General features: G+C 68.1%; 24 protein-coding genes and 1 pseudogene. 8 read left to right on the top strand and 17 right to left on the bottom strand.

Annotated features, from left to right (window positions below; genetic code table 11):
• Positions 1–10: 10 nt before the first annotated feature.
• Positions 11–847, bottom strand: coding sequence for an ABC transporter permease (locus AAG816_RS13000; protein ID WP_341990068.1), 837 nt, complete (start codon positions 845–847; stop codon positions 11–13).
• On the bottom strand, positions 834–1,622 hold the full coding sequence (locus tag AAG816_RS12995) for an ABC transporter ATP-binding protein (RefSeq protein WP_341990067.1): 789 nt from the start codon (positions 1,620–1,622) through the stop codon (positions 834–836). Before AAG816_RS12995 ends, AAG816_RS13000 begins: the two co-directional genes overlap by 14 nt.
• 182 nt (positions 1,623–1,804) lie before the next feature.
• Here AAG816_RS12995 and AAG816_RS12990 point away from each other — a divergent pair, with 182 nt between their 5' ends.
• From AAG816_RS12990 to AAG816_RS12955, 8 genes are all read left to right on the top strand, one after another.
• Entirely contained in the window at positions 1,805–2,509 is a 705-nt protein-coding gene (locus AAG816_RS12990; protein WP_341990066.1) for an IclR family transcriptional regulator, read from the top strand.
• Between the two features lie 243 nt (positions 2,510–2,752).
• Positions 2,753–3,454, top strand: a complete 702-nt coding sequence (locus AAG816_RS12985; protein WP_341990065.1) for a GntR family transcriptional regulator — start codon at positions 2,753–2,755, stop codon at positions 3,452–3,454.
• Complete coding sequence (locus tag AAG816_RS12980; RefSeq protein ID WP_341990064.1) at positions 3,451–4,473, top strand: amino acid ABC transporter substrate-binding protein; 1,023 nt, start codon at positions 3,451–3,453, stop codon at positions 4,471–4,473. Before AAG816_RS12985 ends, AAG816_RS12980 begins: the two co-directional genes overlap by 4 nt.
• A 39-nt stretch (positions 4,474–4,512) precedes the next feature.
• Positions 4,513–5,700 (top strand): ABC transporter permease subunit, encoded by a 1,188-nt coding sequence (locus tag AAG816_RS12975; protein ID WP_341990063.1) that lies wholly within the window; start codon positions 4,513–4,515, stop codon positions 5,698–5,700.
• A 1-nt stretch (position 5,701) separates the two neighbouring features.
• Complete coding sequence (locus AAG816_RS12970) at positions 5,702–6,826, top strand: amino acid ABC transporter permease (RefSeq protein WP_341990062.1); 1,125 nt, start codon at positions 5,702–5,704, stop codon at positions 6,824–6,826.
• The gene (locus tag AAG816_RS12965) at positions 6,826–7,578 is read left to right on the top strand and encodes an amino acid ABC transporter ATP-binding protein (protein WP_341990061.1); all 753 of its coding nucleotides are present in this window, start codon (positions 6,826–6,828) and stop codon (positions 7,576–7,578) included. Before AAG816_RS12970 ends, AAG816_RS12965 begins: the two co-directional genes overlap by 1 nt.
• An 18-nt stretch (positions 7,579–7,596) precedes the next feature.
• Positions 7,597–8,799 (top strand): aminotransferase class V-fold PLP-dependent enzyme, encoded by a 1,203-nt coding sequence (locus tag AAG816_RS12960; protein WP_341990060.1) that lies wholly within the window; start codon positions 7,597–7,599, stop codon positions 8,797–8,799.
• A complete protein-coding gene (locus tag AAG816_RS12955) occupies positions 8,796–9,857 on the top strand; it encodes a GntG family PLP-dependent aldolase (RefSeq protein ID WP_341990059.1) in 1,062 nt (353 codons plus the stop codon). Before AAG816_RS12960 ends, AAG816_RS12955 begins: the two co-directional genes overlap by 4 nt.
• Positions 9,858–9,945: 88 nt before the next feature.
• Here the strand turns inward: AAG816_RS12955 and AAG816_RS12950 are convergent, their stop codons facing one another.
• The 15 genes and pseudogenes from AAG816_RS12950 to AAG816_RS12880 form a co-directional block, all read right to left on the bottom strand.
• On the bottom strand, positions 9,946–10,782 hold the full coding sequence (locus AAG816_RS12950) for a MipA/OmpV family protein (RefSeq protein WP_341990058.1): 837 nt from the start codon (positions 10,780–10,782) through the stop codon (positions 9,946–9,948).
• On the bottom strand, positions 10,775–12,166 hold the full coding sequence (locus AAG816_RS12945) for a sigma-54 dependent transcriptional regulator (RefSeq protein WP_341990057.1): 1,392 nt from the start codon (positions 12,164–12,166) through the stop codon (positions 10,775–10,777). Before AAG816_RS12945 ends, AAG816_RS12950 begins: the two co-directional genes overlap by 8 nt.
• Positions 12,141–13,922 carry a HAMP domain-containing sensor histidine kinase gene (locus AAG816_RS12940; protein WP_341990056.1) on the bottom strand — a complete coding sequence of 594 codons (1,782 nt, stop codon included), beginning with the start codon at positions 13,920–13,922 and terminating at the stop codon, positions 12,141–12,143. The genes AAG816_RS12945 and AAG816_RS12940 overlap by 26 nt, the downstream gene beginning before the upstream one ends.
• A 4-nt stretch (positions 13,923–13,926) precedes the next feature.
• Positions 13,927–14,397 carry a DUF2147 domain-containing protein gene (locus AAG816_RS12935; protein WP_341990055.1) on the bottom strand — a complete coding sequence of 157 codons (471 nt, stop codon included), beginning with the start codon at positions 14,395–14,397 and terminating at the stop codon, positions 13,927–13,929.
• On the bottom strand, positions 14,385–14,831 hold the full coding sequence (locus AAG816_RS12930; protein ID WP_341990054.1) for an EamA family transporter: 447 nt from the start codon (positions 14,829–14,831) through the stop codon (positions 14,385–14,387). Before AAG816_RS12930 ends, AAG816_RS12935 begins: the two co-directional genes overlap by 13 nt.
• Positions 14,828–16,048, bottom strand: a complete 1,221-nt coding sequence (locus AAG816_RS12925) for a GNAT family N-acetyltransferase (protein ID WP_341990053.1) — start codon at positions 16,046–16,048, stop codon at positions 14,828–14,830. Before AAG816_RS12925 ends, AAG816_RS12930 begins: the two co-directional genes overlap by 4 nt.
• Positions 16,038–16,931 (bottom strand): alpha/beta fold hydrolase, encoded by an 894-nt coding sequence (locus AAG816_RS12920; RefSeq protein ID WP_341990052.1) that lies wholly within the window; start codon positions 16,929–16,931, stop codon positions 16,038–16,040. Before AAG816_RS12920 ends, AAG816_RS12925 begins: the two co-directional genes overlap by 11 nt.
• An 11-nt stretch (positions 16,932–16,942) precedes the next feature.
• Positions 16,943–17,311: an EamA family transporter gene (locus AAG816_RS12915; protein WP_341990051.1), complete on the bottom strand. Its 369-nt coding sequence runs from the start codon at positions 17,309–17,311 to the stop codon at positions 16,943–16,945.
• On the bottom strand, positions 17,308–18,231 hold the full coding sequence (locus AAG816_RS12910; RefSeq protein ID WP_341990050.1) for a hypothetical protein: 924 nt from the start codon (positions 18,229–18,231) through the stop codon (positions 17,308–17,310). Before AAG816_RS12910 ends, AAG816_RS12915 begins: the two co-directional genes overlap by 4 nt.
• A gap of 5 nt (positions 18,232–18,236) precedes the next feature.
• On the bottom strand, positions 18,237–19,667 hold the full coding sequence (locus AAG816_RS12905; RefSeq protein WP_341990049.1) for an aminotransferase class III-fold pyridoxal phosphate-dependent enzyme: 1,431 nt from the start codon (positions 19,665–19,667) through the stop codon (positions 18,237–18,239).
• A complete protein-coding gene (locus tag AAG816_RS12900) occupies positions 19,660–20,343 on the bottom strand; it encodes an HAD-IB family phosphatase (protein ID WP_341990048.1) in 684 nt (227 codons plus the stop codon). Before AAG816_RS12900 ends, AAG816_RS12905 begins: the two co-directional genes overlap by 8 nt.
• 252 nt (positions 20,344–20,595) lie before the next feature.
• On the bottom strand, positions 20,596–21,381 hold the full coding sequence (locus AAG816_RS12895; protein WP_341990047.1) for an alpha/beta fold hydrolase: 786 nt from the start codon (positions 21,379–21,381) through the stop codon (positions 20,596–20,598).
• 8 nt (positions 21,382–21,389) lie between these two features.
• Entirely contained in the window at positions 21,390–22,112 is a 723-nt protein-coding gene (locus AAG816_RS12890) for a cysteine hydrolase family protein (RefSeq protein WP_341990046.1), read from the bottom strand.
• Between the two features lie 4 nt (positions 22,113–22,116).
• On the bottom strand, positions 22,117–22,941 hold the full coding sequence (locus AAG816_RS12885; RefSeq protein WP_341990045.1) for an ABC transporter permease: 825 nt from the start codon (positions 22,939–22,941) through the stop codon (positions 22,117–22,119).
• Positions 22,942–23,030: 89 nt separating this feature from the next.
• A pseudogene (locus AAG816_RS12880) lies at positions 23,031–23,362 on the bottom strand (ABC transporter ATP-binding protein); the annotation flags it as partial.

Raw genomic sequence — 23,362 nt, 5'->3', positions numbered from 1 at the left:
GTTGGCGCGGTCAGTCGTCATGGGTGGTCTGTGGCCGCCAGACCAGAAGGCGCTTTTCAAGGCGATCGACCGCCGCGTCGAGAACGACGACGAAGATCGAGAGCACCAGGATGCCGGCAAAGACGCCGACCGCATCCATCACCCCTTCCGCTTGGGCGATGAGGTGGCCCAGGCCGGCGGATGAGCCCAGATATTCGGCCACCACCGCACCCATCACCGCCATCCCGACGGACACGCGCAGCGAGGATAGGATCCAACTGGTGGCCGAGGGCAGATAGACATGGCGCAGCAGCGCCCACCGGCTCGCTTTCAGCAGGCGGGCATTGGCCAGCACCACCGGGTTCACCTCGCGCACACCCTGATAGGTGTTGAAGAAAGCGATGAAGATCACGATGGCGAGCCCAAGCGCCACCTTGGAGGCCAGCCCAAGGCCGAACCAGATCACGAAGATCGGCGCCAGCAGCACTCTGGGTATGGCGTTGAAGACCTTGATGATCGGCTGGACCACATCGGACGCAAAGCGCGAAAGCCCGAGCCAGACGCCGAGCGCGGTGCCGCCGGCGACCCCCAGCACGAACGACAGCACCGTTTCCAGCAACGTGACGCCAAGATCGTTCCAGATATCGCCGCTGGAGAACCATTCGCCGACGCGCTGGAGGATCGCGGACGGGGCGGGGAAGAAGAAGGGATCGATCCAGGCTCGGCGGGCGCCCAATTCCCAGAACAGGAAGAAGCCGCCGATGAGCGCCACCTGTGTCAGACGCACCTTCAGCCAGTATGGGAATTTTCGCGGGCGGCTGCGCTCGGTGGGGGCGGAGACGGTCACGCTGATCTCACTGGCTGGCATAGCTCTTCTCCACTTCGGCGCCGAGCAGGCCCCAGATCTCGCGATATAGCCGCACGAACTCATCGGAGCTTGCCAAGGCGGAGACATCGCGGGGGCGCGGCAGGGTCACGTCCACGGACCCCACCATGCGGCTCGCCGGGCCGGCGGACATGACGACGACGCGGTCGGCCAGCACGATGGCCTCTTCCAGATCGTGGGTGATGAAGATCAGCGAGCGGCGGTCCGCTTGCCAAAGGTCCAGCAGGATCCGGTGCATCAGCCGGCGGGTATGGACATCGAGCGCGGAGAACGGTTCGTCCATGAGAACGATCTTGGGTTCCATGATCAGCGTCTGGGCCATGGCGACGCGCTTGCGTTGGCCGCCGGACAACTGATGGGGATAGCGCTTCTCAAAGCCGCGCAGGCCGACCTTGGCCAGCCAGGCCCGCGCCTTCTCGCGGGCCTCGGTCTTCCCATGGCCCTGGAAGATCAACCCGAGGCCGACATTATCTTCGGCGGTCTTCCACGGCAGGATGGCTTCCTGTTGCAGCATGTAGCCGCTGTCGCCATTGAGGCCCTTGAGCACCTCACCGAACACCCGCACTTCCCCCGCGGCGGGCTTTAACAGGCCGGTGACGACGTTCAGGATGGTGGACTTGCCGCACCCCGTGGGGCCCACCACCGCGACAAATTCCGACGCGCCCACCGTGAGGTTCATTTGCCCCACTGCGGTGAAGTCGCCGAAGCGCACCGCAATGTCACGCAGGTCTACCGCTGCCGAGCCCTGTTCGTGCATGTTTCGCCCAATAGAACATTATTCTGTTAAGTGGTACGAGTACCGAAGCCGGTGGCCGTGGTCAACACTGTTCCGTTTGGAAGAACGTGATTTTGATCGAAGAGCGCTATGTGACTTGAAAGCTGTTCGACGACAGGCCATCGTGTTCTGCTCAACAGAACAATGCGGGGCGAGCGCGGGTCATGGTGGTTGCGACGGGGGAGAAGCGCGAGGGTGTCGATGCGGTTGAGCGTGCGCTGGCCATCCTGAGCGCCTTCGGCGAGGATCGGCAGGCCATGCCGCTGGCCGAGATCGCGAGGCGCACCGGTCTCTACAAGAGCACCATTCTGCGCATCGCCGTGTCGCTGGAGTCCCAACGCTTTCTGGAGCGGGACGGGGATGGGATCTTTCGGCTGGGCTCGGAGCTCTGGCGGCTGGGGTCTCTCTATCGCCGCGGGCTGGATTTCGGGGCCTATGTCCGTCCGATCTTGCGCCAGCTGGTGGATGAGACTCGCGAGACCGCGTCCTTTTATGTGCTGGATGGCGACCATCGGCTGTGTCTCTACCGGCTGAATTCCCCCCGTGCCGCCCGCCACCATCTGGATGAGGGCACCCGCTTGCCCCTGGAGCGCGGCGCCGCCGGTCGTGTGCTGCTCGCCTTCAGCCGCCCTGACGACCCCGATGGCGCGGCCATTCGAGGTGCTGGCTACGGCGTGTCACGGGGCGAGCGCGATCCCGACGTGGCGGCCGTGGCAGTTCCGGTGATCGATCCCGCGGGTCGCCTGCGCGGGGCGTTGTCGGTTTCAACCCTGATGAGCCGCTTCGACCCCGCATTGGAGCAGGTGATCCGCGATGCCCTGAGCGCCGCCGCCACGGATCTCTCCGCCTCCTTGCCATCGGGTGGCTGATCGGCCACCCGGGCGGTGGCGGTGGCGGTGGCGGTGGCGGTGGCGGTGGCGGTGTCGGTGGCCCGCGCCGCGGACGCTTCCCACCCGCGCTCCCTGCGCCGAGCAAACCTGTTGCCGCCCGTCAGACTTGATCCGAACGTCAGCCTTCAGGGGCATGCGTGCCTACGGATCGCGCAGCCGTGGCGTCGATTTGATCTTGCCACTGGTATACCGGTCAACCAGACTGGCGGTATGAGAACGCCAGTGGAATTCGAGCGCGACCGCGCCTACCACCGCATCGTCAGCCTGATCTTCGAAGGCGCGCTAGCGGCCGGGGCGCCTTTGTCGGAGCGCAAGCTGTCTGAGCAGCTGGGCATCGGCCGCATGCCGGTCCGCGAGGCGCTCCACCAACTGGAGCAGGAAGGCGTGGTGGAGGTGAAGCCGGCGCGCGGCACCTTCGTGCGCCGGGTGTCGGCGGATGATCTGGCCGAGGTCTACCGGGTGCGCGAAGTGCTGGAATGTCTGGCGGCGGAACTCGCGGCGAGCCGTGGGTCGACCCCGGCGCTGCGGGACTGCGGCGCACGGATGCGCACCATGGCCAAGGATCCCACCGCCTTCACGGCGGTGGAGATCGACGATGCCGGTACCGAATTCCATGAACTGTTGATGGTGGCCACCGCCAACACCGCGCTGATCGAGACTGTCCGCCTGCTGCGGCTGCGCTTCCGGCTGGCCTTCCATCTGCCGCGCTATTTTTCCCATGATGCGGTCCACGCCACGCTGCCCGACCACATCGCCATCTGCGACGCGGTGGAGGCGCAAGCGCCCCGCACCGCCAAGAAGCTCATGCGTGCCCATCTGCGCCGGGGGCTTGAGATGCGCCTGAAGTTCGGCGCCAGCGCCGGCATGGACGTTCCCGAAACGCAAACAAACAAAGCCACCAGAGGCCTGGAGATCACCGAATGAACAAGCATCTTGCGGTTGGATTGGTTGTTGCCGGCGTCGTCTCGGCCTTTTGCGGCGCGGCCAGCGCCACCACGCTGGAAGCCGTCAAGCAGCGCGGCGTCGTCACTTGCGCGGTGAACGGCAGCCGTCCGGGCTTTTCCGCGGTGGACAGCAAGGGCAATTGGAACGGCATCGACATCGATACCTGCCGCGCTTTGGCCGCCGCGGTGTTCGGCGATGCCAGCAAGGTGAAGTATCTCAAGACCAACAACCAGACCCGCCTCACCGCGTTGCAAACCGGCGAAGTGGATGTGACCGTGGCCAACACCACCTGGACCCGGGCGCGGGACACCGACCTCGGCGTCGATTTCATCGCCCCCACCTTCTATGACGGCCAGGGCCTGATGGTGCCGAAGGCGCTGGGGGTGAAGAGCGCCAAGGACCTGGATGGCGCCAGCGTCTGCGTGCGGCCCGGCTCCACCTCCGAGCGGGTGGTGGCGGATATTCAGGGCAAGTACAAGATCAAGCTGAAGCTGGTGGTGATCGACGACCAGAAGGAAATCAACACCGCCTTCTTCGGCGGCCGCTGCGACGTGGCGGTGCAGTCCTCCTCCGGGCTCAGTTCCACCCGCGCGGCGGTGGCCTCCAATCCAGACGACTACGTCATCCTGCCGGAACTGTTCGGCAAGGACCCCATGGGGCCGGTGGTGCGCCAGGACGATGCCCAGTGGCGCGACATCGTGCAGTGGACCGTGTTCACTCTGTTCCAGGCGGAAGAAAGCGGGATCACCGCCCAGAATGTGGACCAGGTGAAGGCCACCAGCACCGATCCTGAGGTGCGCCGCCTGCTGGGCGTGGACGATGCCGGCAGCAAGGGCCTGGGGCTCGATCCGGCCTGGGCCTACAATGTCATCAAGCAAGTGGGCAATTACGGCGAGGTGTTCGAGCGCAATGTGGGCATGGGCTCGCCCATGAAGCTGGAGCGCGGCCTGAATGCCTCCTACACCAAGGGCGGCCTCATCTACGCGCCGCCGCTGTGAGCGGGGGGCGGACATCAGGCGGTTATTGAGCACCTGCCCATGAGCCTGTTCATCCCATCACCTGAGGCGGCGCCGCGGGTGCCGCCCTGGCGCAATCCGCGCGTGCGGGCGATCGTCTGGCAGGCGCTGCTGGTGCTCGTGCTGCTGGCGGCGGCGGCATGGCTGGGGAGCAATGCCCGCCGGGCGCTGGCGGAGCGGGGGATGACCTCCGGCTTCGGCTTCCTGCTGGACCCGGCGCAGTTCGCCCTGGGCGAGGCCTTCTTCGTCTTCAAGCCGGGCTCCACCTATCTGGCGGCGTTTGCCGTTGGGCTGGGCAATACGGTGATGCTGTCCATCGTCAGCATTCTCACCGCCACCGTCATCGGGGTGGGGCTTGGCTTTGCCCGCCTTTCGCGCAATGCGCTGATCTCAGGTCTCGCCAAGGCCTATGTGGAAGCGTTCCGCAACACGCCGCAACTGGTGCAGATCGTGTTCTGGTACATCTTCTTCACCTTGCTGCCGGCCCCACGGGCCGCCTGGTCCATCTTCGGCTTCGCCTTCGCCTCCAATCGCGGCCTGACCGTGCCGGCCCCGGAGCACGGCGATGTGCTGCTGCTGGTGGCGGGCGCCTTAGCGGCGGGTAGCGCATTGGCGCTGATCCTCGCCCATGTTGCCGACCGCAGCCGGCGGCGGACGGGCCGGCGCTGGAGGGGCCTGACCAGCCTGGAAGTGGCGGCGGTTCTGGTGCCACCCGTTGCGGTGTGGTGGCTCGCCGGCGCGCCGCTGGCCTGGTCGGTGCCGCAGCTGCGCGGGTTCAATTATGTAGGCGGGGCGACGCTGGCGCCGGAATTCCTGGCGATCTATTTCGGCCTGTCGCTCTACATCGCCGCCTTCATCGCCGAGATCGTGCGCGGCGGACTGGTGAGCGTGGATGCCGGCCAGATCGAGGCGGCCAATGCCATCGGCCTGTCCCGGCGCGATCTCTATCGCAAGGTGATGGTGCCGCAGGCGCTGCGGGTGATCATTCCCCCGCTGGCGGCGCAATATGTGAGCCTGGTGAAGAACAGTTCGCTGGGGGTGGCGGTGGGCTATCCCGATCTGTTCAGCATCTCCAACACGGCGCTGACCTATAGCGGGCGCACCATCGAAGTGCTGGTGATCATGTCGCTGATCTATCTGCTGCTGTCGCTGGCCATCGGCACCACGGCCAATGTGCTCAACCGCCTCGTGCAGATCCCGGAGCGCTGAGATGTCCGCCGCGCCGCGCTCGTTCGCCCATCCCTCCGCCGTCGCCCCGCGCCGCCCGCCCGCCGCCGTGCGCGGCATGCGGGCCTTTCTGCGCACCCATCTGTTCCAGTCGCCGCTGGCGGGCCTGTTCACCTTCCTGCTTGGGGCGGTGCTGAGCGTGGCGCTCTGGCACATCCTGCGCTGGAGCATTCTCGATGCGGTCTGGTATGCGCCCGACAAGGGCGCCGCCTGCCGCGTGGCCACCGGGGCCTGCTGGGCGGTGATTGCAGAGAAGTATCGCGTCATCCTGTTCGGCGCCTATCCCTATGAGCAGCAATGGCGCGGCGGGGTGATCATCGCCGGCTGGCTGGCCTGGGGCGCGCTCTCCGCCACCAGCCTATTGCCGGTCTGGGGGCGCCTCGCCGGCTGGGCGGGGGTGTTCGTGCTCTCCATCCTGCTGCTGGGGGGCGGTCTGTTCGGCCTGATGCCGGTGGGAACGGACCTGTGGGGCGGCCTGCCGCTCACCTTCATCATCTTCGGCGGCACGGTGGCGGGCGGGCTGCCGCTGGCCATCCTGCTGGCGGTGGGCCGGCGCTCGGAGCTGCCGGTGGTGCGTTGGCTGTGCATCCTCACCATCGAGGGCGTGCGCGGCGTACCGCTGCTGGCGCTGCTGTTCTTTGCCGCTTTGATCCTGCCTTTGTTCCTGCCGCCCAACCTCACCGTGGACAAGCTGATCCGCGCCGAGATCGGCATGATCATTTTCTTCGCCGCCTATGCGGCTGAGGTGGTGCGCGGCGGTCTGCAGGCGGTGCCGGAGGGCCAGGACGAGGCCGCCAAGGCGCTGGGCCTCGGCTATGGGGCGCGCATGGTCAAGGTGGTGCTGCCGCAGGCCTTGGCCATCGTGGTGCCGGCACTGTTCAACGACATCATCCGGGCGTTCAAGAACACCACCTTCTTCAGCATCCTCGGCCTGTTCGATGTGCTCGGCGCCACCAAGGCGGCGCTGCAGGATCCCAATTGGGTGCGCTATGGCACCGAGGGCTACATCTTCGTGTTCCTGCTGTATTTCATCCTCTGTTCGGCCATGTCCGCTTATGGGGCGTCCATCGAGCGCGGCAACCAGAGCCGTGTGCGGAGGGCCGCTTGATGACCGCGACCCGCGATCTGGTGGTGGAGATGTCCGCCCTCAGCAAATGGTACGGCCAGCACCATGTGCTGCGCGATGTCACCCTCGGGCTCGCGCGCGGCGAGAAGATCGTGCTGTGCGGGCCGTCCGGCTCGGGCAAATCCACCTTGATCCGCTGCATCAATGGCCTGGAGCCGTTCCACCAGGGCGACCTTGTGGTGTCCGGCACCCATCTGGATGGCACGCCGGCCAGTCTTGCCGCCGTGCGGCGCACGGCGGGGATGGTGTTCCAGAGCTTCAACCTGTTCCCGCATCTCTCCGTGCTGGAGAACCTCACCCTGGGAGCCATCTACGCCAAGGGCGAGCCGGAGCGCGATGCCATCGCGCGCGCCCATAGCCTGCTGGCGCGGGTGCAACTGACGTCGCAGGCGCAGAAATATCCCGGCCAGTTGTCCGGCGGGCAGCGGCAGCGGGTGGCGATCGCCCGGGCGCTGATGCTGGAGCCGGAGGTGATGCTGTTCGACGAGCCCACCTCGGCGCTGGACCCGGAAATGGTCCATGAGGTGCTGGACGTGATGGAGGAACTGGCCCGCGGCGGCCAGTCCATGATCGTCGTGACCCATGAGATGGGCTTTGCCCGCAAGGTGGCCGATCTGGTGGTGTTCATGGATCAGGGCGAGATCGTCGAGGCCGCCCCGCCCGAGCAGTTTTTTCAAGCGCCGTCCACCGCCCGGGCCAAGGCCTTCCTCGGGCAGATCTCCCATGCCACGTAGGACGCCATGACCCGCACCATGCCCCTTCCGCACGACCCGGCTGCCGCGTCGATCCCGCGCCTGAGCGACGGCACGCCCGATTGGGCGGCGCTGCGCCTGGAATTTCCCGCCACCGGGACCACGACCTATCTGGACATCGCCCGCAAGGCGCTGCTGCCGCGGTGCGCCGCGCAGGCGGCGGCGGACTGGTTCGCCGATATCTCCTCCCGCCAGACCGGCCGCCGGGCCTTCTCCATGGGCGAGGTGGAGGAGACCCGCCGCGCGGTCGGCGCCACCTTCGGCGCCGCGCCGGAGACGCTGGCTTTGGTGAAGAACACCTCCGAGGCGATCAATATCGTGGCGCAGGGCTTCGACTGGGTGCCGGGCGACAATGTGGTCATCTCGGTGGCTGAGCATGAGAACAACACCTTCCCCTGGCGCCCGCTGGTGCGGCGCGGGGTGGAGGTGCGGGTGGTTGCCGGCGACAGCGATGGCCAGGTCTCCACCGACGCCTTGCGCGCCGCCATCGATGGACGCACCCGCATCCTGTCCGTGGCCTGGGTCAGCTATGGGGCGGGCCAGCGGGCCGATGTGGATGCCCTGGCGCAGCTGTGCCGCGATGCCGGGGTGCTGTTCCTGATCGACGCCATCCAGGCCATCGGCATTCTGGATCGGCGCATCGACGATCTCGGCGCCCATGTGGTGGCCTCCGGTGGCCACAAGGCGCAGATGAGCGTCGCCGGCGCCGGGCTGATGTATGTGGCCCCCGAGGCGCTGGAGCGGTTTCGCCCGCCGTTCGCGGCCAAATACTCGTTTGCCACCATGGATCGCACCGAAGTCGAGCCGGCCCTGGCGCCGGATGCGCACCGGTTCGAATATGGCAATCCCAACTTCCTCGGGTTGGCGGTGCAGCGGCGGTCGGCGCAGTTCATCGGCGCCATCGGCCTTGCCGCCATCGAGGCGCGGGTGCGCCATCTCACCGACCTGATCCTGGAGGCGGCGGACCGCGCCGGCCTCAAGGTCCGCACCCCGCGCCCATGGGATCAGCGCGCCGGCATCGTCAGCCTCGACCTGGACGGGGTGAGCGCCGATGCGCTCGAGGCGGCGCTTGAGGCTGAGGACATTCGCGTCGCCAGCAAGGATGGTCATCTGCGCGCGGCGGCGCATTTCTACAATAACGAAGATGACGTGCAGCGCCTGTTCGACCGGCTGCGTCATCATTTGGAGAGCGCGCGGGCATGACCGGCAGCATTGAGATCGATCTGGTTTCCGACACCGCCACCAAGCCGTCCCCCGGCATGCTGGCGGCCATGCTGGCGGCCGAGGTCGGCGACGAGCAGCGCGACGAAGACCCCTCCGTCCTCGCCCTGAACGCGCGGGTGGCGGACCTGCTGGGCCTGGAGGCGGCACTGTTCCTGCCGTCGGGCACCATGTGCAACCAGATCGCCTTTCTGGTGCATTGCCGCCTGGGGGACGAGATCATCGCCGCCGAGAGTGCCCATGTGTTTGGCTCCGAAGGCGCCGGGGCCTCGGCCCTGGCGGGGGCGCAGTTCCGCTTGATCGACACAGAGGACGGCATCTTCAGTGCCGCCCAGGCGGCGGCGGCGATCCGCGCGCCGCGCCACCGCTCCCCGCGCAGCCGGGTGATCGCCGTGGAGCAGACCGCCAATCGCGGCGGCGGCAGCGTGTGGCCCACGCAGACCTTGGGCGAGATCGCCGCCGTGGCCCACGCGAATGGGCTGGCGGCGCACATGGATGGCGCGCGTTTGCCCAACGCGGCGGTGGCCTCTGGAACGGCCATGGCCGCGCATGTGCGCGGCTTCGACAGTGCCTGGATCGATCTGTCCAAGGGGCTGGGCTGCCCGGTGGGCGGGGTCCTGGCCGGGTCGCGCGGCTTCATCGAGGAGGCTTGGTCCTGGAAGCACCGCCTGGGCGGCGCCATGCGGCAGGCCGGCTTCCTCGCGGCGGCGGGCCTCTATGCCCTGGACCACAATGTGGCGCGGCTGGCGCAGGACCACGACAACGCACGGGCCTTCGGCGCACTGGTGGCGAATAGCCCTGGCGTCAGTGTCTTCCCGCGCGAGATCGCCACCAACATTGTGTTCCTGGATGTGTCCGGCTCAAGCCTGGACGCGCATGAAATTGCTGCGCGCCTGCGCACCCATGGCATCCGGCTCGGTGTGGAGAGCGCCACCCGCATGCGCGCGGTGACCCATCTCGACGTCAGCGCCGAACAGGCGGTGCGGGCGGGCACCCTTCTGGCCCGCATCCTGGAAGAGGCGGGACCCCGTCAGGCGTGACGGGGGACTGGCCCCGAAGGCGAAGAAGAGGCGGCGGCCGGACCGGACAAGCACGGCGCGGTGCGGGTGGGCGAGGGGTGTCGCCGCCTCAGGGTTTCCAGATAAAGGAATACTCAAGGCCCATCCCGACCGTGAACTGGTTGGCGGTGCCGTACTGCCGCGTGACCGGGCTGGCGGCGGCATCGCCCAACAGGCGCTCGTAATTGGCGAACATGCTCACCGTCCAGTCCTTGGACCAGTCATAGGACACCGACCCTGCGGCACCGGCCGACTTCACGCCGCCATGGGCATTGAAGGGCGTCAGCAGCGGGTTGATCAGCGTGCTGGTCGGCGCCACGCCGAATTCGGTCTGCATCACCGTATTGTCCACGATGGTCAGGCGTGGCCCCAGCGCCCAGGTGAAAGGGCCGGTCTTGGTCACCGCATCCGCCGCCAGATTGACGGTGAGGCCGTCATTGCTGCGCAGGCCGTACAGGGCTTCGACGCGGGTGCGGATGAGGCCGTCGATGGGCCAGAATTCCGCAAACATGCCGGTTTCCAGCGACCAGGAATAGCCGGGCAGGCCCAGGACGGCACTGCCGGAGCGGCTGCCGCGGATGGCCGCCAGGGGACCGAGTTCGATGCCGCCGAACTCCAGCAAGGTGATGCCGAAATTGTCGTCCGGGGCGCCGAACGGGTTCGGCTCATCCGCCTTGCGCAAGCCGAAGCTGGGCATGAAAGTCGGGCCATAGCGGCTGGAGCCGGCATAGTTGGGGGCGGTGGCGATGGAGCCGCCGATGGTGACGATCCAGTCATCCGAGGCGGCGTCGGAGGTGGCCTTGATGGCGCTGGTGGACCCCGCGTCGGCTGCGCAGACCGCCGTACCCCACAGGGGCGCCAAAAGGACCGCGGCGGCGCAGAGGCGCGCCGGCCTGGATCTAGTCATGGTCGGTGCCCGCCTGCTTATCGATCTTGATGGCGAATTTCTTGATGCGATGCCACAGGCTGCGCTCGCTCACGCCCAGGCGCTCGGCGGCGCGCGCCTGCACCCCGCCGGTTTCCTTGAGCGCCGCCAGCACGAAGTCGCGCTCGATCCGGGCGATTTCCGCATCGAGGTCGTTCGGCAGCGATCGCGGTGCGTCCGCCGCCGCATGGGGCTCCTCGGCGCCAAACATCAGGATGTCCGCGGCGTTCACCAGATCGCCGCGGGTGACGATGGCGGCGCGCTCCATGCAGTTCTGCAATTCGCGGATGTTGCCGGGCCACGCATAGCGCAGCAGCGCCGCCTCCGCGTCGGCGCTGAGGCCGACGATGCGCTTGCCCATGTCGTGCGCGGCCCGGGTGAGGAAATGCGCCGCCAGCAGCGGGATGTCGCCGCTGCGCTCCCGCAGGGCCGGCAGATGGATGGGAAACACCGCCAGCCGATAGTAGAGATCGGCGCGAAAGCTGCCGGCGGTGATCGCCTTTTGCAGGTCCTTGTGGGTGGCGGCCACGACCCGCACGTCCACCTTCACGCTCTTGCTGCTGCCCAAAGGCTCGAAGCTCTGTTCCTGGATGGCGCGCAGCACCTTGGCCTGCACCGCCAGGGGCATGTCGGCGATCTCGTCCAGGAACAAGGTGCCGCCATCGGCGGCGGTGAAGCGGCCCTCGCGCGGCCCGGTGGCGCCGGTGAAGGCGCCCTTGATGTGGCCGAACAGTTCGCTCTCGATCAGCTGCTCGGGAATGGCGGCGCAGTTCACCGCCACGAAGGGCATGTCGCGGCGGGGACTGTTGTAGTGGATCGCTCGCGCCACCAATTCCTTGCCGGTGCCGCTCTCGCCCTGGAGCAGCACGGTGGCGCGGCTGGCGGCCACGTCCGTCACCTGCCGCAGCATGTCACGGAACGGCTCGCTTTCGCCGATGAGATTGTCGAACCGGTAGCGCCCTTCCAGTTCGCGGCGCAGGCGGGCATTCTCGCCGACGACGGCGCGGATCTTCAGCGCGCGTTCGAGCGTCGCCACCACGTCGTCCATGTCGAACGGCTTGGCCACATAGTCGAAGGCGCCTTCCTTCACCAGATCCACGGCCCCGCGCACGGTGGCGTAGGCGGTCATGATGATCACCGGCAGGTCGGGCCGGGTCTTTTGCAAGCTGTGCAGCAGATCCCGCCCGCTGCTGCCGGGCATGCGCAAGTCGGTCAGGACGGCGTCGACGGCATTGCCCTCGCAATGATCGAGCGCGGCCGCCGCATCGCCCACGGCCACGGCCTCGAAGCCGCGCTCCGCCAGCGCCGCCGCCAGCACCTCGCCAAGCCGGGGTTCGTCGTCAACGACCAGAATTGTCGGCGCCACCGGCGGCCTCCGATGGTTTCAGAAGGGGAAGGTGGATGGTGAAGATCGCACCGCGATCCGGCCCATTGTGACACTCGACGGTGCCGTCATGGGCTTCCACCGTGGTGCGCACCTTGGCAAGGCCGAGGCCGGTGCCCTTTGCCTTGGAGGTCACGAAGGGCTCGAACAGGCGGTCCAGCATGTCCGGGGCGATGCCGGTGCCATTGTCCACCACATCGATGCGCGCGATGGTCTCACCGCGCACCACGCGTACCACCACAAGCCCGTTCGCGCCCACGGCATCCATGGCGTTGAGCAGCAGGTTGAGCAGCACCTGGTGCAACTGGTCGCGGTCGCCCAGGATCATCACCGGCACCGCCGAGGGCTGCACCTCCAGGGTGAGACCGCGCCGCTTGAGTTCGGGCGCGGCGAAGTCCAGCGCCGGCTGCACCACCTCGCGCATCAGGTCCAGCGGGGCGCGGGTGCAGGGGGGCGGACCGCCGTAATCGAGCAACTCCTGCACCAGGCGCTCGATCCGGTTCACTTCGTCCAGCACGAAGCCGATCAGCCGATCCTCGGCGGGCGCCAGCGGGGACTTGCGGCGCACCAGTTCGCTGGCGGTCTTGATGATGCCGAGCGGGTTGCGGATCTCGTGGGCGATTACCGCCGAGGCTTCCCCCAGCGTCGCCAATTGGGCGCGATGGCGCATCACCGCCTCCATCCGGCGCAGGCTTTCCAGCTGCGCGGTCATGGCGTTGAAGCCCACAGCCAGTTCCTCGATCTCCCGGCCGCCTTCCTCGGGAACGCGGGCGGCATAGTCGCCATGGGCCACGGCGCGCACGCCGCTGGTCAAATTCTTGATCGGCTCGCTCATGCGGCGAGAGATGGAGATGCCGACCAGCAGCGACAGCAGCCCCGCCACGCCCGCCAACGCGATGAACAGCCACCACGAACCCAGGCGCTCGAACGCCGCCGTGGCGCCGGTGAGGCGGCAGGCGATGATGCCCACCAGCCGCCCCCGATCATCGCGCAACGCGGCATAGGCGATGGCGGTGCCATTGCCCACCAGATGCGGCAGGGTCGCGCTGTCGGCGCCATTGCGCAACCGGGCGAAGATCGCCGCAGGCACATGCATCTTCCCGGCACGCCCGATGGTGGCGTCGGCAAGCGCCGTGCCATTGTCCACCACCTCGAACAGGTGGACCTCCAGCGAGCGGATGGTCTGCGGCGCGTTGAAGAATTGCTCGTCCAGCAGGTTGGCCACGAACAGGAAGCGGTCCTCACCGCCGATCTGCACCGGTTGCACCGCCCCCACCATCATGGCCGGCTTGCCCGCATGGCGGATGAAGAAGATCGAGGCGAGGGGCTCCAGCGGCAGCGGCTGCTGCAACTCCAGCTCGCCGCGTGCGAACAGCACCGTCCCCTTGGCGTCGTAAAGCCGCACGAAATCATAGCCGACCGAGGTCAGGAGATCCGCGAACGGCTCCAGCGGAGTGGGGGCCCCGACGGCGTCCTGCCCTGCACGGGTGAGCGCAGCGGCGACGATGGCGGTGGCATGCTGGGCCTCCTCCTGGCCCTCGTTCGCCTCATTGGCCATGAACTGGGCGATTTCGCTGATCCACTGTTCCACATTGTGCTCGAAGGCGGTGGAGATGGCCTGGGCGGCGATGAAGCTGGCGATCAGCACCGGCGGCACGCTGACCGCCAGAAACGACAGCGTCAGCCGCAGCCGCAACGGCAGGCGCGACCACCAGGACATCGGGTGCACAACCGGCATGGCGTCAGGGTCGCCTTTTTGGCGGCGGGCCGTCGCAGCGCGGCAGGTCCGCCGGCGCCCGATGCCAGACCTGGGGCTGGCCAAGCGCTTTGAGGCCGACGAAGCCGGTCACCGCCAGGGTGCCGTCGGCGCTGCCGGCGAGGGAGAGGCTGTAGCGGCGCCCTTCCTCCGGATCATAGATCCAGCCATTCTCCCAGGTGGTGCCGGAAGCGCTCGCGCCACCGAAAATCGCAAGGCCGCACAGGGGTTTGCCGCGCTGTGCGGCGTCCGGATTTCTGGCGTCGCGCAGGGGCTGGCCCGCCTCATCCTTGGGATCGCGCAGCCAGATCAGGGTGCCGCACAGATTGGCGCCGCAGGGCTGGATGTCCACGGCGGCATCGCCATCGCCGGTCAGCCAGGGGCCGGCAATGTCGGGGGCGGCCTGGGCGGCGAGGGGGAGGAGCAGGAGGCCGGCGGCGGCGATCAGTCGGCGCATGGCACCGGTCTCCTGGGCGCGTCCGTCGGGACGGCATGGGCGGTGGCGGTGTCGGATGACCCGTGGCCGATCAGGCACACGCCCGCCAGGATCAGGGCGATCCCGGCCAGGGGCGTCAGGCCGATGGTCTCGCCGAACACCAGCCAGGCCGCCGCCGGGACGGTGACATAGCTGAGCGCGGTCAAGGGGAAGGCGCGGCTCAAGGGGGTGCGCTGGAGCACCAGCATCCAGAGGATATAAGTGAGGAAATACAAGGCGGCGGCAGTCCACACCGTGCCCGAGCCGGCGGCGATCTTCAGGAAGGCAAGGCCGATGGGCGCGTCGCCCACCACGTCGGCCGCCAGCTTGAAGGCCAGCTGGGTCAGGGTATCGGCGCCGAGAAACGCGGCGATCAGCGCCACCAGCCCGAGGTTGAGGGCGATCCGGCGGGTCATGCGGCGGCCCGTGCGCGATGGGTCTTCAGGTCCGGGTCCCAGCGGGGGAAAGCCAGCATTGGCGCGGCCTGGCGCAGGGCGCCATGGAGCAACGGATTGCGGTGTTTCACGTAATGGACGCTGGGCACCAAGCCGCTGCCGAAGCGCAGCTTGGAGGCATAGGCGGTCTGGCCGGTCTGGAGATAGCGCCGGCCGATGCTCTGGCACAGGCGCACATTGTACATCCAGCTGATGGCATAAAGGTCATGCTCGCGGGCCAGCGGGTAGCGCATGCCGAGGAATTTATCGATCACCCGATCATGCTCGACAAACAGCAGATTGAACGCCGCCAGGACGCCATTCACTCTGTAGCATACGAAAATTGCGCGCTCTTTCAGTGTTTGCGACACCCATTGGAAATAGTCCGCCGGCAGGTCCTCGAAAGCGTTGTAGCGCAACGCGCTCTGGGCCTGGGTTTCGGCGTAAAGCGCGGCAAATTCGTGTTCCATTCCGGTGATGGCACAATGTTGCGACACCGTGACCGATCCGGCCCCCTTCATTTTGCGCCGCAGGTCCTTGCGCGTGGACTTGGACAGGCCGGCCAGATAGCTCTCCGCGTCGGGATATTCCGCAAGGTCAAGGACCGCCAGCGGCAGGCTCTCCACCGGGAAGTAGCGCCGCGCCGCCAGCGCCTCGGTCAGCCCCGGCGCGCGCGCTGCGCTGATGTCCTTGAACGCCACCAGCCCGGCGCCACGACGAACCGCTTCCGCCTCCACTTCGCCGATCAGGGCGGCCAGCGCCGTCTCGCGTTCCCCCTGCGTCAGGCGGGGGTGCACGGCCACCGGGCAGTGCTCGGTGAAGGGCGAGCCGACCCCCAGCATCCGCCATTCCAGCAGCCGGGGCAGGCGGCGGGCGAGGGCGTTGCAGACGCGCTCCAGGGGGCCGCCCTGCAAGGGGGTGTCGAGGCGGTAGTTGAGGGCGAACAAAGGGGCGCCGGCGGCAAAGCCGCGCGGGTCGCGCACGGCCACCGCCCGCAGCTCCATGCCCGGCGGCGGGCCGGCCTCGCAGGCGGCCAGATAGGCCCAGCCTTCCGCATCGCGGGGCAAAGCGGCGGTCCAGCCGGCGCGGTCGATGGCGGCCATGCCGGGCAGGGCGCGGGATTGCAGGGCGGGGGCCGGTTCGCTCTCCCGCGCCGACACGGCGGGGGGCGTGGACAGGCGCAAGGTGTCAGGCCACATGGGGCACCTCCGCCACGGCGATGCGCCGGGCCTGGCTCCGTGCGGGGCGCGCGCCCACGCTGGCCAGCGGCGCCGGCTGCTGGGCGGCGTCGCTCACGGCGCCGGTGAAGGCCACCACCCGGTCCGTCACTTCGGTGCGCTGCCGGTCGAGGGTGACCAGATGGTAGCTGTCATCGAGAATGAGCGCATCCACCATGCCGCCCAGATGCTGTTGCAGATAGAGGCTGTTGGAGAGGCTGGCCACGTCGTCTTCCCGCGCATGCACCAGCAAGGTGCGCTGGCGGATGTCCCGCAGGCGGGGCTTGAGCGCCGCCACCAGCCGCCACAATTGGCGCAGGGCCTGGGATGGGGTGCCCAGCAGCCCGGCCTCGGGCGCGCCCTGCCGCATGGCGCGGGCCACCACCGCGCGCATGCGCTCATCCTTCAGCCCAAAAGGCTCGGCCTCCACGAAGCGGTAGCGGCGCCCCAGCGGCGTATGGATCAGCAGCGGCAGCAGGAAGCGATACCAGGGGATCGACCAGCCATCATAGCGCAGGGTCGGCGCCAGCATGATGAGCCCGGCCACCCGATCGCCGGTGCGCGCCGCCAGCATCGCCGCCAGCAGGGCCCCCATGGACAGCCCGCCCACCAGCACCGTGGTGCAGCGGGTTTCCAGCAGCGCCAGAGCGGCTTCGGCGCTGGCGTACCAGTCCTCATGGGTGGCCGCCGCCAGATCATCCTCGGTGCCGCCATGGCCGGCGAGCTGGCAGGCCAGGACGGTGTGGCCGGCGGCAGCCAGGCTCTGGGCCACGTTGCGCATCTCGATGGGCGTGCCGCCCAAACCGTGGATGAGCAGCACGCCCACGGGTCCCCCTTCGATCAGCAGGCTGCGGTCGATCGGCATGGTCAAGATCCTCATAATCCGGTCGCGACGAGGGCGACGCCGGCGGTGACCAGCACCGCGCCGGCATATTGGCGGGGGCCCATGGGCTCGCCGAGCCAGATGCGGCTGGCGACGGCGATGCCGAGAATGTTCAGGCTGGCGATGGGGAAGGCGATATTGAGCGGCACCTGGGCCAGGATGCGGGTCCAGACCAGGAATTCCACCGCGTAGATGACAAGGCCCAGCACCAGCAGCGGCTCGCTGACCAGCGCCCAGGCAAAGCCCAGCGGCGCGCGCGGCTGGAGAACCGGCAGGCGATCGGCGCCGCGCTTGAAGGCGATCTGACCGCTGACGTCGCAGACCACCGAGACGGCGAACAGAGTGATGAGACCGAGGGTCATTGCAGCATCCCCGCCATGCGTAGGACGATGCGGGCATTGGTGGTGCCGTTGAGGGCGGTGCCGGGGGCGGCGGGCACCGGGCGCTGGGCGCGGTCGCTATGGGCGAGGACCGCGCGCACCAGCCCGAGGCCGGCATCGGGGGAATAGTCGCCGCACACATCCATGCCCAGCACCGGGCGCCGGGCGGCGAACAAAGCGATGGCCAAGAACACCTGTTCCAAGGTCAGCCGGCCCTGGTCCCAATTGGTCACCGCCTCGTCCGGGGTCAATACGTCCTTGTCCAGGGTGATCCACAGCGGCGCGTCGGGCAGTCGCTCGGCGATGGCGGCCATGCGGGCGTGCCAATCATCGCCTTCAAGCCCTTGCCAGTGCAGGCTGTCCCTGCCGATGCCCCGGGATGCGCAGGCGCCGGGCGCGTCAAAGCCCGTGCCCGCATAGAAGGTGCGCCCGGAGGCGAAGGCGTGCATCTCCTGGCGTCCGGCGCGCAGGCCGGAGAGATCGCCGCCCTTGAGCTGGGGCGCGCGCATGTCGTCACTGGCCGGGCCGATGGTGACGATGCGTGCCACGCTCTCGTGGGTCAGCGCACGGGAAACCCACGAGCCGCAATTGAGGTTGGCGGGCAGCCCCACCCAGTCGGGATGGTTGTCGAAATGGATGATGCTGACCTTCTGCTCAAGACGCAGGGCCAGCATCAAAGTCAGATGATGGAAATCGCCGGAGCCGTAAAACACCAGCTCCGGCTCCCACACCGGGCCCAGCCGCCCGGCCAGGGTGCGCAGAGCGGCGGGCTGCGCCAGCAGGCGCAGCTTGGGGGCCAGATCCTGGGCGGCGATGATCTCGCCACCCATGTCTTGCAGCCAGTACGGCACTTGCGGCTGCCCGGTCACCGCGCCGTCGAGGTCGATGATGCGGACGCGCATGGCCGTCACCGCGGCGCGACGCGCAGGAACAATTGGTCCAGCAGCGCCAAAGCCATGTCGATCTCGCCATGGGAGATGGTCAAGGCCGGGGCCAATGTGATGACGTTCTTGTAATAGCCGCCGATGTCCAGGATCAGGCCGAAGCGCTCGCCGCCATAGACCAGATCGCCCAGCAGGGCCTCGTCCACCATGCGGTCCACCAGGGCCTTGGCGGGGGTATAGCTGTCGTGCGGTTCGCAGATCTCGATGCGCAGCGCGAGGCCGAGGCCGTCCACGTCGCCGACGATGGCATGCTTGGCCTTCAGCGCCTGGATACCGGCGAGGAAATAGGCGCCCTTGTCCTTCACGCTGGTGGCGAAGTCCTCTTCGCGCATCATCTTCATGGCTTCCAGCGCCACCGCCGTGCCCAAGGGGTTGGCGTTGAAGGTGGAATGGGTGGAGCCGGGCGGGAAGACGGTGGGGTTGATCAGCTCTTCCCGCGCCCAGATGCCCGACAAAGGATTGAGGCCGTTGGTGAGCGCCTTGCCGAACACCAGCACGTCCGGCTCTACGCCGAAATGCTCGATCGACCACAATTTGCCGGTGCGGTAGAAGCCCATCTGGATTTCATCCACCACCAGCAGAATGCCGTGCTTGTCCAGCACCCGCTTCAGCTCGGGGAAGAAATTCATCGGCGGGATGATGTAGCCGCCGGTGCCCTGGATCGGCTCCACATAGAAGGCGGCATATTCGCACTTGCCGGCCTTGGGGTCCCACACGCCGTTATATTCGCTTTCGAACAGGCGCTCGAACTGCTTGACGCAGTGCAGGCCGTATTCTTCCTTGCTCATGCCGCGCGGGCCGCGGAAATGATAGGGGAATTCGATGAACTGCGCCCGGTCGCCGAAATGGCCGAACCGGCGGCGATAGCGATAGGACGAGGTGATGGCCGAGGCGCCCAGCGTGCGGCCGTGATAGCCACCCTCGAAGGCGAACATCAGGCTCTTGCCGGCGCTGGCGTTGCGCACCAGCTTGAGCGAGTCTTCCACCGCCTGGGCGCCGCCCACATTGAAGTGGACCCGGCCCTTGCGGCCGAACCGCTCCTGCGCGCCCATGGCGATGTCCGCTGCCAGTTCGATCTTCTCACGGTGCAGATACTGGCTGGCCACCTGGGGCAGGCGGTTCAGCTGGCGCACCATGGCCTCGTTCAGGCGCGGGTTGGCATAGCCGAAGTTGACCGCCGAATACCACATCTGCAGATCCAGAAACGCCTGGCCGTCGTCGTCATAGATGAAGGAACCTTCGCAGCGATCGAAGATCTTCGGGGTCTCGGTGTAGTGGACGGTATCGCCGAACGAACAGTATTCCGCTTCCAATGCCAGGAGGCGGGTGCGCTCTGCGGCGCGGTCTTCGGCGGTGTCGGTGTCGGCAAGGGAGATCAGCGGACGATCAAGCATGGAGACTCTCAAGGTGACGGGTGTTCAGCACAGGCGCGGGGGAGCGGGTGAACTGACCCTGGGCGGCGATGAAGGGCAAAGCGTCGGCGAAGTTGGAAATGCGCTGGTGGGGAATGCCTTCCTCGCGGCAGAAATCGGCGAGGCGGCCCTTGGCCAGCACGTAGTCGGCGCGGCGGGCGAGGCAGAAGTCGGAGCGGCCGTCGCCCACCAGGACCACCTGGCGGTCCTTGGGCACCACGGCGCATTTGCAGGTGCCGCTGCCGCAGAGCGCGCCGTCGGCGGAGAAGCCGGCGGCCCAGCGGTCCGCGCCCAGATGGATCAGGCGGTTGCAGGACAAGGGCAGGTCGATGCCATTGGCATGCAGCAAGGGCACGATGGACTGGTCGAAGCCGTCGGAGACGATGGAGACGCCGGCGCCGCGCAGCCAGGCGTGGGTCACGAACGGGATGAAGGCGGGATCGAGCGGCAGTTCGCGCACGGTGGCGGCGATCTGTTCGGGCGTGGCGCGCAGCAGGTCCACCTGGCGGGCGAGGCAGGCGCGCGACGTGATCCGCCCCGCCTGCCACTCGGCTTCCACGTCTTCCCAGGCCGGATCGGCAAACCGCTCCAGCAGCAGATCGGTGGTGTCCACCGGGCAAATGGTGCCGTCGAAGTCCAGGGCAAAGTGCAGGCGCATGAAAGTCCCCACGAACGATGGAGCTGTCTTCGCAAGGCCTGTGCCAGATATGAAATTGTTGTGTTTACAAGGCGTTAGTTGCGCCGGCTGAAGCCGGGCCGCACCGCAATTTGGAGCGATCTCCAAATTACGGGGGTGCCCGAAAACGGGAGTGCTACCGGGGTAGCGGAGGCCGAACGTGCGGGTGCGTCAGATGCAGGGGCGCATCGGGGAGGGGGCGCCCGCGGCGATGGGGGGCGGTCGCGGCCCGCCCTACGCCAGCATGTCCAGCGCCGCCGCCAGGAAAGCGTCGGGGTCGGTCTGGGAGGCCGCATGGGCGCCCCATGCCAGCCGCGCCAGCCGGGCGCCGGGAATGGCGGCGGCCATCTCCTGCGACAGGTGCAGCGGGGTGAGCTGGTCGTCATCGGCCACCAGCACCAGGGTCGGCACCTGGATCTGCGGCAGCTGGGCCCGGCGGTCGAAGGCCAGCAGCATGTCGATGCGCGCCGCCATGGTCTGCGCCGGCGGGCTGGTGGCGATCATGGTCGCGATGAGGGCATCGAGGCGCGCCTGATCGGCGCCGATCCAGCGCGGCGGATAGAGGAACAGCGGCGTGGCGCGATGGTAGGCCTGCGGCCCCGCCGCCAGCAGCAGCTCCTTGCGCACGCGGAAGCACAGGTCGAAATGCGGATCCGGCCCCGCCCAGCCGGCGAACAGCACCATCCGGCCGAGGCGGTGCGGCGCGTCCGCGCCGAGGATCTGGCCCACGGCGGCGCCGGTGGAATGGCCGATCAGGTCCGCCGTGGCGAAGCCCAGATGGTCCATCAGCGCCAGCACGTCCGCCGCCAGCGCCTCCACCGTGTGGTGGGTGCGGCGGCTGGTGGTGTCGCCGGTGCCCATATGGTCGTGGGTCACCACGGTGAAGCGGGCGGTGAGGGCGGGCAGCAGGTTGGCCCAATAATGCCGCGAGCCGCCCAGCCCCGTCACCAGCATCAGCGGCGGGCCGCTGCCGGCAACGTCATAGACCAGGGCTCCGTCCGGGCGATCCAAGGTGGGCATGGCGATCCTCAAGGGGCAGGGCACGGGGCGGTGAGCGCCTCGACCACCGCATCGGTGGAGGCGGTCCAGCCGAGGAACCGCTCCACATTGAACACGCTGGCGGCGAAGATGTGCGGCGGGCCGGCTTGCAAGGTGGCATCGGGCACCATCAGGGCGAAGAATTCCCGATGATAGGCATCGCGCAAGGTGGATTCCACACAGACATTGGTGTTCACCCCCACCAGCAGCAGCGTGGTGATGCCGCGCCCCCGCAGCAAGGGCTCCAGAGGGGTGCCGGCAAAGCCGCTGTAGCGCGCCTTGGGCACCACCGCTTCGCCGGGCAAAGGCGTCAGGGCATCGACGATGGCGTGGTCCCAGGTGCCGTGGGTGATGAGCGTGCCGCGCGCCTGCGGATGGGCACGCATGTGCTTCAGGGCGTTGGATTTGTAATAGACCGGCGCGGTGGGGCCGCCGGCCTCGATCTGGTCGGCGGAAAAGCCGTTCTGCAGATGCACCACGAACAGTCCGCATGCCCGGGCCGCCGCCAGCACCCGCGCCGCCGCCGCGATCACCGGCGGGCTGGCGGAAATGTCGAAGCCGACCTTGTCCAGATAGCCGCCGGGGGAGAGATAGGCATTCTGCATGTCCACCACCACCAGAGCGGTGGTGGCCGGGGCAATGGCCAGCGGCTCGGGGGCGGCGGCGATCACCACGCTTGCGCCGGGGGCGGTGGGGACGGGCACGGCGGTCATGAGGTCAGGCTCCGTAGCGCTTCAGGGCAATGGATTCCGCCAGCACCACCAGGGCATAGAGCGCCAGGCCGATGACGCACAGCAGGACGATGGCGGCGAAGATCAGCGCCATTTCCGCCTGCGAGGCGGCGAACAGGATCATGTAGCCGAGCCCCGCCTGGGCGGTGATGAACTCGCCCACGATCACCCCGATCATGGAAAAGGTGATGGCGATCTTCAGCCCGGAGAAGATGTGCGGCACGGCGGCGGGAAAGCGCACCTGGGTATAGACCTTCCACCCCCGCGCCCCCACCGCCTGGCACAGGCGCAGCAGGTCGCGATCCACCGAGGTGAGGCCGGTGAGCGTCGCCACCACCACCGGGAAGAAGGAGATGAACACGCTGAACGTCACCCGCGACGGGCTGCCGATGCCCAGCCAGACGATGAACAGCGGCGCCAGCGCGATCTTGGGGATCAATTGGAAGAACACGATGTTGGGATAGAGCGCCTCCCGCGCCAGCCGCGAGGCGCTCACCAGCACCGCCAGCGAGATGCCCAGCACCAGCGAGATCAGGAAGCCGGCGATGGTTTCCAGCGTGGTGGGCACCGCCTGCTGCAGCAGGAACGGCAGCGTCTCCCACAGCCGCACCGCCACCGCCGAGGGCGCGGGCAGCAGAACGTCGGGAATATGCCGGATCCGCACCACCGCCTCCCAGGCGGCGACCACCAGCGCGGCGGTGATCAGCGGCAGCAGCAGCGGCCGGGCGCGCGCCCGCAGCGCGGCACGGGCGCGGGCGGCGAGGCCGGGCGGCGCGGTGGGGTGGGGCGGCTCGAGGGTCGGAGTCATCATATGGGTCGCCGTCATTTGGGTCGCCGTGATTTGGTCGCCGTCATGGGCGCGCCGTCATGGGCCGGGCATTCCGGGGCTGCGGGCGGGCCTCAATGGGCCTGCGGCGGGGTGCGGTGGATCGAGGCCTTCAGGTGCAGATAGAGATCGTTGAAGGCCGGGTCCGCCTCCACGGCGGGATCGCGCGGGCGCGCGAACGGCACCTGGATGTCCTCGATGATGGTGGAGGGGCGGCGCCCCATCACCAGGATGCGATCGGAGAGGAAGATGGCCTCGCGGATGGAGTGGGTGATGAAGATGGCGGTCTTGCGGGTGGTGTCCCAGATCCGCGCCAGCGCCAGCCCCATCTCGTCGCGGGTGATGGCGTCGAGGGCGGAGAAGGGCTCGTCCATCAGCAGGATGCGCGGGTCGTTGATCAGGGCGC

This window comes from Azorhizobium sp. AG788 (assembly GCF_943371865.1).
GTDB lineage: Bacteria > Pseudomonadota > Alphaproteobacteria > Rhizobiales > Xanthobacteraceae > Azorhizobium.
This window is presented reverse-complemented; position numbering and strand designations above follow the sequence as displayed.